Annotated in this window: 13 protein-coding genes; all 13 read left to right on the forward strand. The window is 35.6% G+C overall.

The window, feature by feature from the left end; translation table 11 throughout:
* The first annotated feature begins 12 nt into the window (after positions 1 to 12).
* The 13 genes from rfbH to GS399_RS12080 all read left to right on the forward strand — a co-directional run bounded on the left by rfbH (position 13) and on the right by GS399_RS12080 (position 15,117).
* On the forward strand, positions 13 to 1,314 hold the full coding sequence (rfbH, locus tag GS399_RS12020; RefSeq protein ID WP_160844885.1) for a lipopolysaccharide biosynthesis protein RfbH: 1,302 nt from the start codon (positions 13 to 15) through the stop codon (positions 1,312 to 1,314).
* 72 nt (positions 1,315 to 1,386) lie between these two features.
* The gene (locus GS399_RS12025; RefSeq protein WP_160844886.1) at positions 1,387 to 2,742 is read left to right on the forward strand and encodes an MATE family efflux transporter; all 1,356 of its coding nucleotides are present in this window, start codon (positions 1,387 to 1,389) and stop codon (positions 2,740 to 2,742) included.
* Positions 2,727 to 3,707 carry a glycosyltransferase family 2 protein gene (locus tag GS399_RS12030; protein ID WP_160844887.1) on the forward strand — a complete coding sequence of 327 codons (981 nt, stop codon included), beginning with the start codon at positions 2,727 to 2,729 and terminating at the stop codon, positions 3,705 to 3,707. The genes GS399_RS12025 and GS399_RS12030 overlap by 16 nt, the downstream gene beginning before the upstream one ends.
* Positions 3,704 to 4,360 carry a DapH/DapD/GlmU-related protein gene (locus tag GS399_RS12035; protein WP_160844888.1) on the forward strand — a complete coding sequence of 219 codons (657 nt, stop codon included), beginning with the start codon at positions 3,704 to 3,706 and terminating at the stop codon, positions 4,358 to 4,360. The genes GS399_RS12030 and GS399_RS12035 overlap by 4 nt, the downstream gene beginning before the upstream one ends.
* A gap of 64 nt (positions 4,361 to 4,424) precedes the next feature.
* On the forward strand, positions 4,425 to 5,282 hold the full coding sequence (locus GS399_RS12040) for a glycosyltransferase (RefSeq protein ID WP_160844889.1): 858 nt from the start codon (positions 4,425 to 4,427) through the stop codon (positions 5,280 to 5,282).
* Positions 5,263 to 6,159: a glycosyltransferase gene (locus GS399_RS12045; protein ID WP_160844890.1), complete on the forward strand. Its 897-nt coding sequence runs from the start codon at positions 5,263 to 5,265 to the stop codon at positions 6,157 to 6,159. The genes GS399_RS12040 and GS399_RS12045 overlap by 20 nt, the downstream gene beginning before the upstream one ends.
* Positions 6,160 to 7,394: 1,235 nt before the next feature.
* Entirely contained in the window at positions 7,395 to 8,222 is an 828-nt protein-coding gene (locus GS399_RS12050; protein ID WP_160844891.1) for a glycosyltransferase family 2 protein, read from the forward strand.
* A gap of 5 nt (positions 8,223 to 8,227) precedes the next feature.
* A complete protein-coding gene (locus GS399_RS12055; RefSeq protein ID WP_160844892.1) occupies positions 8,228 to 8,947 on the forward strand; it encodes a glycosyltransferase family 2 protein in 720 nt (239 codons plus the stop codon).
* On the forward strand, positions 8,947 to 9,996 hold the full coding sequence (locus GS399_RS12060; RefSeq protein ID WP_160844893.1) for an NAD-dependent epimerase/dehydratase family protein: 1,050 nt from the start codon (positions 8,947 to 8,949) through the stop codon (positions 9,994 to 9,996). The genes GS399_RS12055 and GS399_RS12060 overlap by 1 nt, the downstream gene beginning before the upstream one ends.
* Positions 9,978 to 11,186, forward strand: a complete 1,209-nt coding sequence (locus GS399_RS12065; protein WP_160844894.1) for a glycosyltransferase family protein — start codon at positions 9,978 to 9,980, stop codon at positions 11,184 to 11,186. Before GS399_RS12060 ends, GS399_RS12065 begins: the two co-directional genes overlap by 19 nt.
* Entirely contained in the window at positions 11,170 to 12,081 is a 912-nt protein-coding gene (locus GS399_RS12070) for an NAD-dependent epimerase/dehydratase family protein (protein ID WP_160844895.1), read from the forward strand. Before GS399_RS12065 ends, GS399_RS12070 begins: the two co-directional genes overlap by 17 nt.
* 17 nt (positions 12,082 to 12,098) lie before the next feature.
* On the forward strand, positions 12,099 to 13,076 hold the full coding sequence (locus GS399_RS12075; RefSeq protein ID WP_160844896.1) for an MraY family glycosyltransferase: 978 nt from the start codon (positions 12,099 to 12,101) through the stop codon (positions 13,074 to 13,076).
* Between the two features lie 94 nt (positions 13,077 to 13,170).
* Positions 13,171 to 15,117, forward strand: a complete 1,947-nt coding sequence (locus tag GS399_RS12080; protein WP_160844897.1) for a polysaccharide biosynthesis protein — start codon at positions 13,171 to 13,173, stop codon at positions 15,115 to 15,117.
* Positions 15,118 to 15,122 lie beyond the last annotated feature (5 nt).

Here is a 15,122-nt window from a genome sequence, read left to right on the forward strand (position 1 = left end):
TATTTAATCATTATGCTTAACAATATTAACGACAGCGCTCTTAAGGAACAATTAAGAAATATTGCAAAAATTAAAACCTCGCAGGTCATTGTACCTGGTAAAAATTACATTCCTGTAACCGGGAAAGTACTTGATGAAGAAGATATATTGTATGGCGTTGATGCCGCATTAGATGGCTGGCTTACTGCAGGAAGATTTGCGAATCAGTTTGAGCATGACTTTACACAGTATTTTGGTACAAATAGGGCATTGTTAGTTAATTCAGGTTCGTCCGCAAACCTGGTTGCTTTTTATGCTTTAACATCTCCAAAGCTGGGAGAACGGGCTATTAAGCCCGGCGATGAAGTGATTACCGTGGCTGCCGGATTCCCTACTACTGTTAATCCAATCATACAATTTGGAGCTGTACCGGTTTTTGTAGACGTAGACATAGCAACGCATAATGTTAAGTCTGACATGATCGAAGAAGCTGTAAGTCCGAAGACGAAGGCGATTATGATCGCGCATTCGCTGGGAAACCCGTTTGATTTGGACGAAGTGATGCGCGTTGCAAAAAAATATAATCTATGGGTTGTTGAAGATGATTGCGACTCACTTGGAGCAACTTACCGGGGCAAAAAGACAGGCACATTTGGAGACATAGCCACATTTTCGTTTTACCCAGCCCATCATATAACTATGGGAGAGGGCGGCGCAGTATTAGTTAATAACCCCGAATTGGCTAAGATAGCGGAAAGTTTCAGAGATTGGGGACGCGATTGTTACTGCGAGCCTGGTAAAGATAACACTTGTGGTTGCCGGTTTTCTCAACAACTGGGCACATTACCATTTGGCTACGATCATAAGTACACCTATTCGCACATTGGTTTTAACCTAAAAGTGACTGATATGCAGGCTGCATTTGGTGTATCACAAATAAAAAAGATTGATCATTTTGTTCATAGGAGAAGACAAAACTATGCTGCTTTATATGAACGCATGAAACAATTCGAGAATATTTTTATACTTCCGGAACCTACACCTAATAGTCATCCATCATGGTTTGGATTTTTGCTTACGCTAAGGGAAGGAGATGCGGCAGACCGGCATATGCTGGTTCAACATCTAGAAGAGAACAAAATTGGAACGAGATTATTGTTTGGAGGAAATTTACTCCGGCAGCCTGCATATGCGAATATCCAGCATAAAGTTATCGGAAACTTAATAAATACTGACGTTATAATGAATCAATCATTTTGGCTAGGAGTATGGCCGGGCCTCAATGAAAGTCATTACGACTATATTAGTGATGTTATTTCAAACTATTTGAATTAAAAATTAATTTAAACCGTGACAAATAAATTTCTGCCGCTGAGAACCCTTGGTTTACAGGCACAATAACAAAGCATGTATTTTAGAATAAAACGGCTGTCGGCACGAATAGGCATCGATGGAGCAATAGCTTTTACAATAGCCACGAGAGTGATTCAGGCGTTAGGCGGGGTGATATCAATTATCTTTATAACGAAATTCTTAACTGGGGTTGAACAAGGATATTATTACACATTTGCAAGTATTATCGCTGTTCAAATTTTCTTTGAATTAGGCTTATGCGGAATTATAACACAGTATGTCGCACACGAATGTGCCTATTTAAATTGGGACGATGATTATGTTATATCTGGAGATAAGTATAACCTTTCCAGGTTGTCGTCGTTGCTGCATTTTTGTGTAAAATGGTTCGGCATTATTTCCATAATTCTTTTTTTTGTTTTAATAGTAACTGGCCTAAAATTTTTTTCATTTTATGGCAAGGAAAGCGCTAGTATCAACTGGCAACTTCCATGGATTTCACTCTGCCTTACAACTTCGTTAAATCTGTTTATTGACCCCATTCTTGCATTTTTTGAAGGGTTAGGTTTTGTAAAAGACATTGCAAAGCTTCGTCTTGTTCAAAAATGTGCGTTTCTGTCGTTAGTTTTTATATTTTATATTTTAGATTTTAAATTATATTCTGCAGCGCTTGCTTCACTGTTTTCAATACTTGTTAATTTACTTCAGATCCTTTTGTCAAAACGTATAAAGATTTTGAAATTAATATGGAAATCTGGTGATCAATGGAAAGTTGATTACATAAAAGAAATTTTTCCCTATCAATGGAAAATTGCGATAAGCTGGATTAGCGGTTATTTTATTTTTCAGCTATTTAATCCTGTTTTATTTGCAACCGCTGGTGCAATTGCTGCGGGGCAAATGGGCATGACTTTGGCCGCGTTAAATGGTGTTTTGTCGGTATCTATATCTTGGATAACTACGAAGATTCCACTATTTTCGAGCTTAGTAGCAAAAAAAGATTATACTCAGCTTGATGAAAAATTTAATCTTATTCTTAAACAAGCTTGTGTAATGTGTGCTATTTGTTTGGCAATATTCATTCTTTTTGTACTCATTACCAAAGGATATAATTTCCCGGTTGCAAATCGTTTTCTTCCGTTATTACCCTTGGCCCTTATGTCAATATCAACTTTTGTAAGTCAGTTAATCTTTGGCCTTGCAGTTTATTTAAGATGCCATAAGCAAGAACCATTAGTTATTCAATCTGTAGTTACAGGTATTTTAACTACTATCTCTACTCTGGTTTTTGGGAAAGTATTTGGTGTAAATGGTTTAACGATTGGTTATACTTCTATTATGATATTTGTAAGTTTAACTTGGTGCGTATATATTTTTAATAAGAAAAAGCAAGAATGGCATCAGTCTTAAAAGATCCTCTGTTAACCATCAGTATTCCGACGTATAATCGCTCCTTATTTTTAAATCGGTCTTTGGAATACATAGAAAGAGAAATAGGTTTTAAAGAATATCCTATCGAATTAATTATTTCAGATAACTGTTCTACAGATAATACTTATGAAATAATAGAAAAGTACGTTAAACGTGGACTGACGATCAGATATTTGAGAAATAATGAAAATAAAGGGCCTGATTATAATATAGCACAATGTTATGCAGAAGCTAACGGGAAATATGTATTGACATTAGGCGATGATGATGTATTATATGAAGGGGCCATTAGCAGGATCTTAGAAATTTTAGGATCCGAAAACGAATATGGTGTCGTATTTATACAAAGCAGTGCATTTAAAGAGGGTGTTGTAATAGATAGAGTTAACAAAATGGTTTTTGATAATTCGATAGGGTTTGTGGAGAAAATTAATATTTATTCGTCCTTCATTTCTTCAAACATCGTAAACAAAAAGTTTGTAGATCTCAATGAGCTGCATACATATCTAAATACATGCCTCATTCAAACATCATTAATTTTCAAGGCAATATTAAATTCAAAAACTAATATGTATGTTGAAACTGTGTTGGTAGGATCGCAGCCAGACAATACCGGCGGTTACGATTTGTTTAAAGTATTCGGTGAAAATTTTAACAACATTTTAGATCGACTATCATACCATAAAGCCGGTGATCATCGAGTGGTAAAAAAGATAATAAACGACAAGCTATTAGCTGATTTTTTTCCTCATCATATTATTTCAATGAAACGGAATCAATCTAAATTTTCGTCTACAATGCCAATTCAGGATTTACGTAAAATTTATGTGAATTATATTTATTACTGGATTTTAATACTTCCGTTAATAAAGCTTCCATATTTTTTTTCTAAAGTTTATTTAAAGATTTTCCAGAAAGTTTCTAACTTATTTCTGATTCGATGACTATTAGCTTTATTAAAGAAATTATTCGGAATACAATTTTTAGAGTCTCATATGTTTTAGGGATTGTTTGCTCGAGGATCTTTACATTCGAAATTAATTGGTATCGCCAAGAGATATTGATAAGAATCTATTCAGGTTGGTATTCAACGCAGATTGGTTCACATGGAAGAAATATTCGAATATGTTATCCGATAACTTCGTCCGGGCTGAAACATGTTTCAATCGGAGACAATTTTGTTTCGGGTCCGCGTTTAAGAATAGACGCTATCGAGCAATTCCTTGATAACGATTTCACACCTGTCATACAAATTGGAAACGACGTAACCATAAATGCAGACTGCCATATTGGTTGCATAAATGAAATCAAAATCGGCGACGGGACATTGATTGCCAGCAAAGTCTTGATAATAGATCACTTCCACGGTAATTTGGATTTTTCCGATTTAGATCGAAGGCCAATGTCTCGGACATTGAAATCTAAAGGCAAGATTTTAATTGGAAATAATGTTTGGATTGGTGAAGGATGTATTATTCTTCCAGGTGTTTTTATTGGAGACAATTGTATCATAGGTGCAAATTCGGTAGTTACCAAGAGCTTTAAAGCCGATTTGATTATAGGAGGAAATCCTGCGAAAATAATTAGGCAAATATAATATACATAAGAGTGCAATTTAAAAGTATGTTTGGTGAAATAACAAAATATAACTGCCTGTTCTAATGCCAACCAATTTAAGTTTTGCTGGTGTGATTGTTTTATATAATCCTGAAAAGGATGTTATAAATAATATTGTTTCATATTTAAACTGCCTTGATCATCTTTACATTATTGATAATTCGCTGACGGATAATAAGGCGATTAAAGAGTTATTAATATCCAACGGTAACAAAGTCTCATACATTCCCTTCAAAGAAAACAGAGGGATTGCAAAAGCTCTTAATGTCGGATGTACCATTGCGAGCCAAAAAGGCTATAAGTGGTTACTAACCATGGATCAGGATTCTCGTATATCAAGTGAAGATTTTTTTAAAATTGCAGAGGACTCAATTTTAGCTAATGCTAAAATAGGAATAGTCAGCGCATCCTATTTTCGTTCTGATATCACCAAGGAAACTACATATTCATCTCCATGTATAATTACCTCTGGCAATGTAGTTAATCTTCTTGCCTGGAAGAAAGTAGGAGGATATAATGAAAAGCTTTTTATTGACGAAGTTGATAATGAATTTTGCGTTTTGCTTCGAATGCGAGGCTTTGAAGTCCGTCAAACCAGAGATAATTTTTTGAATCACAAACTTGGAAATGACTTTTTAGTATATGACACCATTAAATCAAAAAACAAAACATTAATTCGGCACCCTCCCATTAGACTTTATTACATGACTCGCAATGGGTTATATATAATTTTTACATATTTTATTAAAGATACGAAAGTGGCTGTTTCAAGACTTAGAAACTTAGTAATCCTGTATTATCAGATTATCAGATTCTATGAACATAAAGGGGATTACTTAAAATACATTTTTAAAGGATTTAGGGATTTCACTCTATCAAGATATGGAAAATATAAAACCTAATATTTCGGTTGCCTTAGCCGTTTATAATGGTGAGCCATTTCTGGTGGAACTGTTAGACTCTTTAAATCGCCAAATTTTGAAGCCTTGCGAACTGATAATAATCGATGATGCATCAACTGATAAATCTCTGGAAATTATCCAGCAAATTGCTTTGGATGATATATCAGTTAAGGTGATTCAAAATGATGTGAATTTAGGTCCGGTTAAGACCTTTAAAAAATTGTTAAATAATTGCAGAGGTGAATTCATCGCATTTTGCGATCAGGATGATATATGGATGCCGAATAAATTATTACGATGTTATGAGGAACTTATTAAATTACCATCAACCAGACCTTCTCTCGTGTTCTCAGACCTAAAAGTAATTAATGATTTTGGTAATATAACTGAACAGTCCTTTTGGAAGCGACTAAGGCTGAAGCCGGAAAAAAGTTCTTTTAAGGACGTTCTAATCATAAATGTTGTCACGGGCTGCGCCACTATGATTAATGGAAGAATGTCTGATGAGTTAAAAGTTATGCCTGATAAAGTTATTATGCATGATCATTGGTTGGCCTTGATTGGCTATAGCTTTGGCACGCATAAGATAATTAGAGAACAAACAATTTTTTATCGGGAGCATGAAAAAAGTGTAACGTCTAAATCTAGTAAATCCTTTTTACAAAGAATCAAAATTAATTTTACTCATTTCTTTGTAGATAAACGATATTTGCAGGCTAATTTAGAACAAGCAAAACTTTTCAGTGAGTTTTACGAAAGTGAGATTAGTTATAAAGACAATTTGGATCTGAAATCATTTTTGAAATTAACGCCGCAGAATACTTTACAAAAAAAAATGTTTGTGTTTATCTCGAAAATGAAATTAGCTTTTCGATAATTTTTAATTAAATATCGGAGCAAAAAAACATTAAATGCTGAACTCAAGTTTGAAGTTTCTTTTTGGTGTACTGATATTCATATTATTGGTAGATCCGGGAGATCTCATCTTTCATCTGAAGATGCCGATATTTCTTTTGATAATAATTAACTGGTTAATCCTTAAAACAACGAAGAACTTTAAATTTAATAAAGATATTGCTTTTTTGGTCTTTACGCTCATAGTTATTCCCATTATTGGGATTTCCAGTGCTATTATTCAATCGAACCTCAATGATATCTCTTTTGCAATAGGAATGTTGAAATCAGTAAGTATCTGTATTCTAATTTTTATTTTATATGATTCGAATATTCGGATCAGCCCGTACCTAGTTAAGTTGAGTATAATTATACCCCTAATAATTATACCGATTTATTTTTTGATTACAATAAACCCGGTTGCCGCATTTTCGCTGATTGACTTCCTTTTATTAAAGGATGCCGCAAAGTTTTCTAACAGGAATTTCTACGGATATGATGTCATTATGTTGTATTACAGAACATCGCCATTGCTGGTATTTCCACTAGCCTATTATTCAAATGGTTTCACTTTAGGTTATAAACGAGTGAGGTCTCTTTTTATGGCGATATTATTTTTTTTCACTCTGATTGTGTCCGGAACGAGGGCTAATATGTTAATGGGTGTATTAATTGTAATTTATTATTTTTCCGTTTACCTAAATTTAAGAAAAAACAAACTTTGGATAATTATATTCTATATTCTCCTATCAATAGCAACATTCCAATTTTTAAAGACATTGTCTTTTGAAAATAGCGATGAGTCTTCGGATGTCAAATCCGGTCATTATAATTCCTATCTAGATCTTTTTAAAGAAAATCCCCGATATTTGTTGTTTGGTCAGGGATTAGGTAGCAAATTTTACTCGTCAGGCAGTAAAGACTATATAGTTCAATCGGAGTTATCGTATTTAGAACTTGTTCGTTGGTTCGGCATTCCGGTTGCAAGCGTATTTCTTTTTATTTTATGTTATCCTATTATAATTTATTACAAGAATAAAGATCTCTACTACAATAAAGGTTACATTTTGATCGCCTATTATGCGTACTTGTTTATTGTTGGAACAAACCCCTTGTTGATGAGCTCGACAGGCATGATAACTGTTATTTTGATGTTTAATTTTTTAAAAAGCGAGACGAACTACCAAGCAAATCGAATTTCTTCTAAATCTCATTCTTATGATCCAGCGTGAGACAATATTAATAGTTATTGTTCTTTATGAACAAACACTGAAAAATTCGATAACCTACGAGAGCATTAGGGATGAAGCTATGCGTTTAGATTTAAAGTTTTTCGTATATGATAATTCACTTATGCCGGATGAAGACATTCCGAGTTATATCCATTATATTCACAATTCTACTAATCCTGGCGTAAGTAAGGCTTACAATGAGGCCTTAAAATATGCTGAGTATTGTAAACGCGACTGGATGTTGCTGTTAGATCAGGATACGAAAATACCAGTGAATTTTTTTAGCAAATTGTTTAATATCGATGTCCCTGATGATGTTTCTCTTTGCGTTCCACGCTTGTTGCATAATAAAATGATGATTTCACCAAGCGGTTACAAATTTTCTAAAGGCTTTTTGCTAAAGGATGTACCTAACGGGCTGAATAACCTCCATAGAAAAACTTTTTTAAATAGCGGACTATTAATCAAAACTAGTTTAGTCAGAAACGCCGGAGGATATGACGAAAGCGTTCCCTTGTATTTTAGTGATTTTGTTTTTATTAACCGAATACGAAAACACATTAAGCAATTTTACCTTATGCCCTTTGAATTGGAACACAATCTTTCGAGTAATGACAGCACTAATGAGGTTCAATTTAGAATCAGATTCAATTTTTATTTAAAAGGAGCATGGCAGGCTTCTCGAAGCGAACCACGAAAACGATTCGCATATATAGCAACTACCTTTTTGCGAGCTATTAAGCTTACTTACAAATCCAAAAATTTTTATTATCTAAAAACATTTTTCTTTTCATTAACAAATCACAAATTATAAGGCGTATGATATCTGTTTGTATGGCTTCTTATAATGGTGGGAAATTTATTAAACAACAACTTGAAAGTATTTTAAAACAGTTAAGTACAGATGATGAAGTAATTATTTCTGACGACTCATCTACAGACGACACCTTAAAAGTAATTCATTCGCTAAATGATAATAGAATTAAGATAATTTCTAACCAAAATTTCAAAAATCCTATTTTCAATTTTGAAAATGCTCTTAAAAAAGCCAATGGTGAATTTATTTTTTTGGCTGATCAGGATGACATTTGGGTGGAGGGGAAAGTAGAACACATGACCAAACTGTTGTGTCAGTACGATATGGTCGTAACAGACCATAGCATAATAAATGAAGAGGGCGAAGATATATTAGAATCATATTTTTTAAAAGTTTCTTCTGGGCCCGGGGTAGTTAAAAATCTCGTAAAAAACACTTATTTCGGATGTTGTATGGCTTTTAGAGCTCGTGTGTTAAATTACGCACTGCCATTTCCTCAGTATATTCCAATGCACGACATCTGGTTGGGTTTTGTCGCCGATTTATTCTTTAAAGTTAAATTCATTGACCATCCTTATACCAAATACAGAAAGCATAGTAATAATGCTTCAAACGCAACCGAAGTCGTTAGTTCAAATAATTTGAGAACTAAAATTAAATATCGGGTTAATATCATAAGATATATCCCAAATCTTATTTATAGAAAGTTACATAAAGATTAATGAATAAATTATTAATAACCGGATCATCCGGACTTATAGGATCAGAGGTATGTATCCACTTTGCTAAACTAGGGTGGGAAGTTCATGGAATAGATAATAATCAAAGAGCTATATTTTTTGGTGAAAGCGGCGATACCAGATGGAATCAGGGTAGGCTGCAATCAGAACTCAAAAATTTCATCCATCACGAAATAGATATTCGTGATCGCAAACATGTTATAGAGCTTATAAAAACAGTACAGCCAGATGCTATTGTTCACACAGCCGCGCAACCAAGTCATGACCGTGCTGCATCAATTCCATTCGATGATTTTGATACAAATGCGGTCGGAACTTTTAATTTACTGGAAGCTACTCGTCAATACCGGACTGATGTTCCATTTGTACATATGTCAACAAATAAAGTGTATGGCGACGCTCCTAATGAAATTGAAATGGTGGAGCTAGAAACCCGGTATGATTATGCTGATGTAAGTTATGAAAATGGTATCCCGGAAACGTTTCGTATAGATCAAACCAAACATTCGCTTTTTGGAGCATCAAAAGTGTCTGCAGACATATCTGTGCAGGAGTATGGTAGATATTTCAATATGCCAACTGTTTGTTTACGTGGCGGCTGTTTAACAGGTCCGAATCATTCGGGTGTAGAATTACACGGCTTTTTAAGCTATCTCGTCAAATGTAATCTTGAAGAAAAAGAGTACACAGTATTCGGCTATAAAGGCAAGCAAGTTCGGGATAACATCCACTCCTTTGATGTAGCAAGATTTATTGAGGAGTTTATTAGCGCTCCCAGAATTGCGGAAGTTTATAATTTAGGAGGAGGCAAAGAAAATACCTGCTCAATTTTAGAAGCATTTGATATTATTTCTGCTATTAGTGGTAAGCCTATGAAATATAAATACAATGAGGGAAATCGAATTGGAGATCATATTTGCTATTACAGTGATTTAAGAAAAATGAAATCACATTATCCAAACTGGAATATTACAAAATCGCTTAACGATACGTTCGAAGAAATCCATCAGTCATGGGTGAAAAGAAAGTAAAAGTTTATGTCGCGAGCAGCGTAGGTATAGATTACTTCTTCTTCTTATGCAAAACAATTGAAAGGGGGGGATATGAGGTGGAGCCTCTATATCTTATATCTGAGGTGACTTATCGAAAGCTCGCTAAATCGTCAAGTTTCAAAAAAATTTGGTTAAGGATCCAAATGTACTTTTTGTATCCGTTTTACCTTATTTATAAAGGATTAATAGGAAAACGTAATAGTGTTTTTGTAGTTTCCAGCAATACATTTTATGCACCTTATTTGGTAAAAAAGATTGTAGGCCTGAAAGGGGATAAAGTCATTCACATGTTATATGATCTTTATCCTGATGCAATTGAAATAGCAGGTGCAATAAAAGTAGATTCTATTGCTTCTAAAGTTATTGGTAAAATTACTAAGCTTAACCAAGCTCAATGTGATGCAACTATATACCTTGGGAAGTTTTTAAAAGAGCATGCTGAAAAGCGATGGTTAACTGCAAAAACTTCAAAAATAATCGATATTTCAACAGACCTAACCTTGTATACATCTGACTTTGTACCCGAACTCGATACTAAGAAACTGATTATTCATTATGGTGGACAACTAGGGTATCTTCATGATGCAGTATCTATTATAGAGTCTGTTAAATATATATACCAATCTGACATTTCTGATTTTGTCGAATTTAACTTTTATGTAAGTGGCGCTCAGGCAGATATGCTGGCAGATAGCTTAAGGGAGTATCCGATAAAAGTCATATCTGCTGTACCGAGCAGTCAATGGAGAGAAGATATTCGTAATTTTCATATAGGCTTAGTTTCCTTAAGTCCGGGTGGTGCTAGTGTATGTCTTCCAAGCAAGACTTATGGTATGATGGCCGGCGGCATGGCTATATTGGCTATTTGCCCTGAATGGTCCGATCTGGCGGCATTAGTTAAAGGTTTAGAGGCTGGCTGGGTAGTTAATAATTCTCCATTCAATAGCAAAGAAGAGTTAAACCTTAACTATCTGCAGAGCATTATAGAAGAAAGACCTTATAAAGAAATATCAAGTGATTTTTACAACTGTGTAAAAAATCTTTTAAATGACAATGATCTTCTGAAGCAAAGAAGGAAGAATGCCTTTTATATGATTAGAGAAAATTACAATATAGATAACTTGGGCAAAAAGTGGAAAAAGGTGATTCAAGATGTTGTTGAAAAATAAGGTAATTATATCTGGCTCTTCGGGGTTTGTCGGTCAAAATTTAATTGCCTATCTTAGAGATGCTTTCATTGAAACCGTTCTTCCTTCCAGAAAGGAATTATACGGACTACCAGCTGAGTTTTTTTCACGTTCAGCAGCTATCATTCATCTCGCCGGCAAAGCCCATGACCTGAAAAATACATCTGAGCCTGATGAATATTATAAGGTAAACTACGATTTAACCAAAAAACTATATGACACCTTTCTCCAATCAGAAGCGACTAAATTCATTTTTATAAGTTCTGTAAAAGCAGCCGCTGATAAAGTCGATGGTATTCTTACAGAAGATTTTATTCCAAGTCCTGAAACCCATTACGGCAAATCAAAATTTATAGCTGAGGAATATATTCAATCGCAGCCTTTACCAGAGGGCAAATCTTATTATATTCTGCGTCCCTGTATGATTCATGGGCCGGGAAACAAAGGCAATTTGAACCTGCTTTTTAAATTTATTTCAAAAGGTATTCCCTATCCCTTAACAGCATTTGACAATAAGCGATCATTTTTGAGTATTGATAACCTCTGTTTTATTATAAAAGAGATCTTGGAGCGCGATGACATTCCATCGGGAATATATAATGTGGCAGATGACGAATCCCTGTCAACAAACGAATTAATCTCAATAATTGCAGAAGGTGCGGAATTAAAACCAAGATTGTTGAACATTAATAAGCGGATCATCCTAGGGCTGGCAAAGCTTGGAGATCTAATGGGCATGCCCTTAAACTCTGAAAAACTGCAAAAGCTCACTGAGAATTATGTGGTAGACAATTCAAAAATTAAATCAGTCTTAGGAATGGAGCTGCCGGTAACTGCCCGTAAAGGCATTTTAAAAACAATCCGCTCTTTCCGCTAAGATATTATCTTTGCCGCATGATCTACGGCATCTACCTTATTTTGTTTTTTATACTTGAGTTAGCTTATTTTCGAATAGCGGACCGTTATAATATCATTGATAAACCCAATCACAGAAGTTCACATACTAAACTGACAATCCGGGGAGGAGGGATCATATTTCCTTTAGCAATAATTTTGTGGTTCGGAATTTCGGGGTTTAGTTACCCGTATTTTGCGTTAGGGTTGTTTCTGGTTAGCCTGGTAAGTTTTATTGATGATTTTAAGGAATTAAAACCAGGGATACGTACTTTCATTCAATTTGCATCTGTTTCGTTGATGCTTATGCAGCTGCCGTTGTCGCTTGCCTGGTACTGGTATCTGCCCATTCTTGTCCTGGTGATAGCGACTATCAACGCCTATAATTTTATGGACGGCATTAATGGCATCACCGGCGGTTACAGTTTAATTGCGTTATTAAGCTTATTGTATATTAATCATTACGTTGCAGAATTTACAGATTATCAGTTAATAGTATTAGTTATTCTGTCAGTATTGGTATTTAACTTTTTCAATTTCAGAAGAAAAGCCAAATGTTTTGCCGGAGACGTGGGAAGCGTAAGCGTTGCATTTATAATCATTTTTTTTACGCTGCAGCTTATTACTAAAACGGGCAATTTCCTGTATATTCTTTTACTTTTAGTATATGGGCTCGACGCGGTTACAACCGTTTTATTCAGATTGTCTCGTAATGAAAAAATTACAGAAGCTCATCGTTCACATTTTTATCAATTTCTTGCGAACAGTAAACGCTGGCCTCATCTGCTCGTTGCGGCACTTTACAGCGTAATGCAACTACTCGTTAACTGCATGGTAATAAGCCTGTCTCTCTCGAATTCAAATAATATTTGGCTTACAGTTTCAGTTACTGTCCTAAGCGGTATCGCATTCATTCTCATCAGAATCACTCTTGAGGGAAAACAAATCTTACAGAAAGAAGTTATCAAGGTAAAATAGATTAACGGTGAGTTTGGGCATTATCGTAAGATTCTCTTAAAAAAGATAGAAAACTTTTATATTTGCTCTATATCTATTATGAACTTATAGGAAAATGTTTACCCGAATCAACATTGTCCCTCGTTGGATCATCTTCTGCATAGACCTTAGCATTTGTGCCTTTTCCCTGATTTTTGCTTATTTTATCCGCTATAACCTCGAGGCCTCGCAGATCAATCTGAATGAGTTAAGCCAGAACCTCCTGATATTTACTTTAATTAACAGTGCCGTTTTTTTTGGTTTAAAAACCTATGCCGGGATCGTTAGGTATACTAGTGCCCAGGACTCATTTCGAATTTTATATAGCATTGCGATCAGTAATTCGTTCTTTATTATCTGCAATCTTTTCCTTTTAGCTTTTAACCGGCAGATCATTATTTCCAACGTCGTCGTGATTATTACCGGGTTATGCAGTTTTCTGTTCCTCATCACTTACCGGGTGTTGGTTAAATATTTCTTCATGTACATTAAAAACCTCCGCCTGGATAAACGGAAAGTGATTATATATGGCGCCGGAGAAACAGGTATTGCATTGAAGCGTACTTTGGATCATGAAGACCGTGTAAATATGAACGTTCTGGCTTTTATCGATGATGATGAGCGGAAGAGTGGAAAGGTAATCGATGGGGTGAAAATTTTTCATTCATCCAATTTGCGAAACCTTGTTGGTCAAAATGCCGTTCATGACTTGCTGATAGCCGCCAACATAGGACCGGAAAAAAAGAACCGGATCGTAGATTTTTGTCTGGAAAATGATATTAAGATTTCCACCTTGCCGCCTGTACCAGCCTGGGTTAACGGACACATTCATACAAACCAGATCCAGGATATTAAGATCGAGGATCTTCTCGAACGTGAACCGATAGAAATTCACAACGATGTAATCGGCGAACAGATTAAAGGTAAGCGGGTGCTTGTTACCGGCGCGGCCGGGTCTATCGGAAGCGAAATCGTTCGGCAGCTTACGCGTTTCGCACCGCAGATGATCATTTTGAACGACCAGTCTGAGTCGCCGCTTCACGAACTTCAGCTTGAGTTACAGGATAATAATCTTACAAACGTTTTCCATACGTTTATCGGTGATGTGCGTGATAAGTTCCGGATGGAATTACTGTTTAAGACCTTCGCACCTCACTATGTATATCATGCTGCTGCATACAAGCATGTCCCGATGATGGAGAATAATCCGGCAGAAGCGATTCGCACGAACGTGATGGGTACGCAAATTATGGCAGACCTGGCGGTTAAATACGGCGTCAGGAAATTTGTAATGATCTCGACAGATAAAGCGGTCAATCCGACTAATGTTATGGGTGCTTCCAAGCGTATCGCGGAGATTTATGTGCAGTCACTTTACAATTCTTTCAAGTATGCGAATGTTCGATATACCAATGGTTTAAGCCACTTAAACGGACAGAAAGACCAGCAGGTAACCAAATTTATTACGACACGTTTTGGGAATGTTCTTGGTTCAAACGGCTCTGTTATTCCCCGTTTTAAGCAACAGATTCAAAGCGGGGGACCGATTACAGTAACACATCCCGAAATTACACGATACTTTATGACCATTCCAGAGGCTTGCCGCCTGGTGCTGGAAGCAGGATCAATGGGCAACGGTGGTGAAATATTTGTATTTGACATGGGTAAATCTGTCAAGATCTTTGAACTTGCTAAAAAAATGGTACGCCTATCGGGATTAATTCCAAACCAGGATATCAAAATTGAATTCAGTGGCCTTCGTCCCGGTGAAAAACTTTATGAGGAATTATTGAACGACCTGGAAAATACCATGCCTACCCATCATGAAAAGATTATGGTAGCCCGGACGAGAGAATATCATTTCGAAAGTGTCAACGCGAAAATTGAAGCACTTATCAAGCTAAGCTGTGAATATAATGACCGTGAAGTGGTTATTAAAATGAAGGAACTGGTTCCTGAATTTATCAGTAAGAATTCAGTTTATGAAGAATTGGATCATAACACGATAGCGATAGTTTCCTGATTTAA

The sequence above is a fragment of the Hufsiella arboris genome, assembly GCF_009834875.1.
In the GTDB taxonomy this organism is placed as follows: Bacteria; Bacteroidota; Bacteroidia; order Sphingobacteriales; family Sphingobacteriaceae; genus Hufsiella_A; species Hufsiella_A arboris.

What these genes read in the sequence shown, in the direction of transcription:
- rfbH (WP_160844885.1), top strand. Translation starts at nt 13, where the DNA reads ATGCTTAACAATATTAACGACAGCGCTCTTAAGGAACAATTAAGAAAT.
- GS399_RS12025 (WP_160844886.1), top strand. Translation starts at nt 1,387, where the DNA reads ATGTATTTTAGAATAAAACGGCTGTCGGCACGAATAGGCATCGATGGA.
- GS399_RS12030 (WP_160844887.1), top strand. Translation starts at nt 2,727, where the DNA reads ATGGCATCAGTCTTAAAAGATCCTCTGTTAACCATCAGTATTCCGACG.
- GS399_RS12035 (WP_160844888.1), top strand. Translation starts at nt 3,704, where the DNA reads ATGACTATTAGCTTTATTAAAGAAATTATTCGGAATACAATTTTTAGA.
- GS399_RS12040 (WP_160844889.1), top strand. Translation starts at nt 4,425, where the DNA reads ATGCCAACCAATTTAAGTTTTGCTGGTGTGATTGTTTTATATAATCCT.
- GS399_RS12045 (WP_160844890.1), top strand. Translation starts at nt 5,263, where the DNA reads ATGGAAAATATAAAACCTAATATTTCGGTTGCCTTAGCCGTTTATAAT.
- GS399_RS12050 (WP_160844891.1), top strand. Translation starts at nt 7,395, where the DNA reads ATGATCCAGCGTGAGACAATATTAATAGTTATTGTTCTTTATGAACAA.
- GS399_RS12055 (WP_160844892.1), top strand. Translation starts at nt 8,228, where the DNA reads ATGATATCTGTTTGTATGGCTTCTTATAATGGTGGGAAATTTATTAAA.
- GS399_RS12060 (WP_160844893.1), top strand. Translation starts at nt 8,947, where the DNA reads ATGAATAAATTATTAATAACCGGATCATCCGGACTTATAGGATCAGAG.
- GS399_RS12065 (WP_160844894.1), top strand. Translation starts at nt 9,978, where the DNA reads ATGGGTGAAAAGAAAGTAAAAGTTTATGTCGCGAGCAGCGTAGGTATA.
- GS399_RS12070 (WP_160844895.1), top strand. Translation starts at nt 11,170, where the DNA reads ATGTTGTTGAAAAATAAGGTAATTATATCTGGCTCTTCGGGGTTTGTC.
- GS399_RS12075 (WP_160844896.1), top strand. Translation starts at nt 12,099, where the DNA reads ATGATCTACGGCATCTACCTTATTTTGTTTTTTATACTTGAGTTAGCT.
- GS399_RS12080 (WP_160844897.1), top strand. Translation starts at nt 13,171, where the DNA reads ATGTTTACCCGAATCAACATTGTCCCTCGTTGGATCATCTTCTGCATA.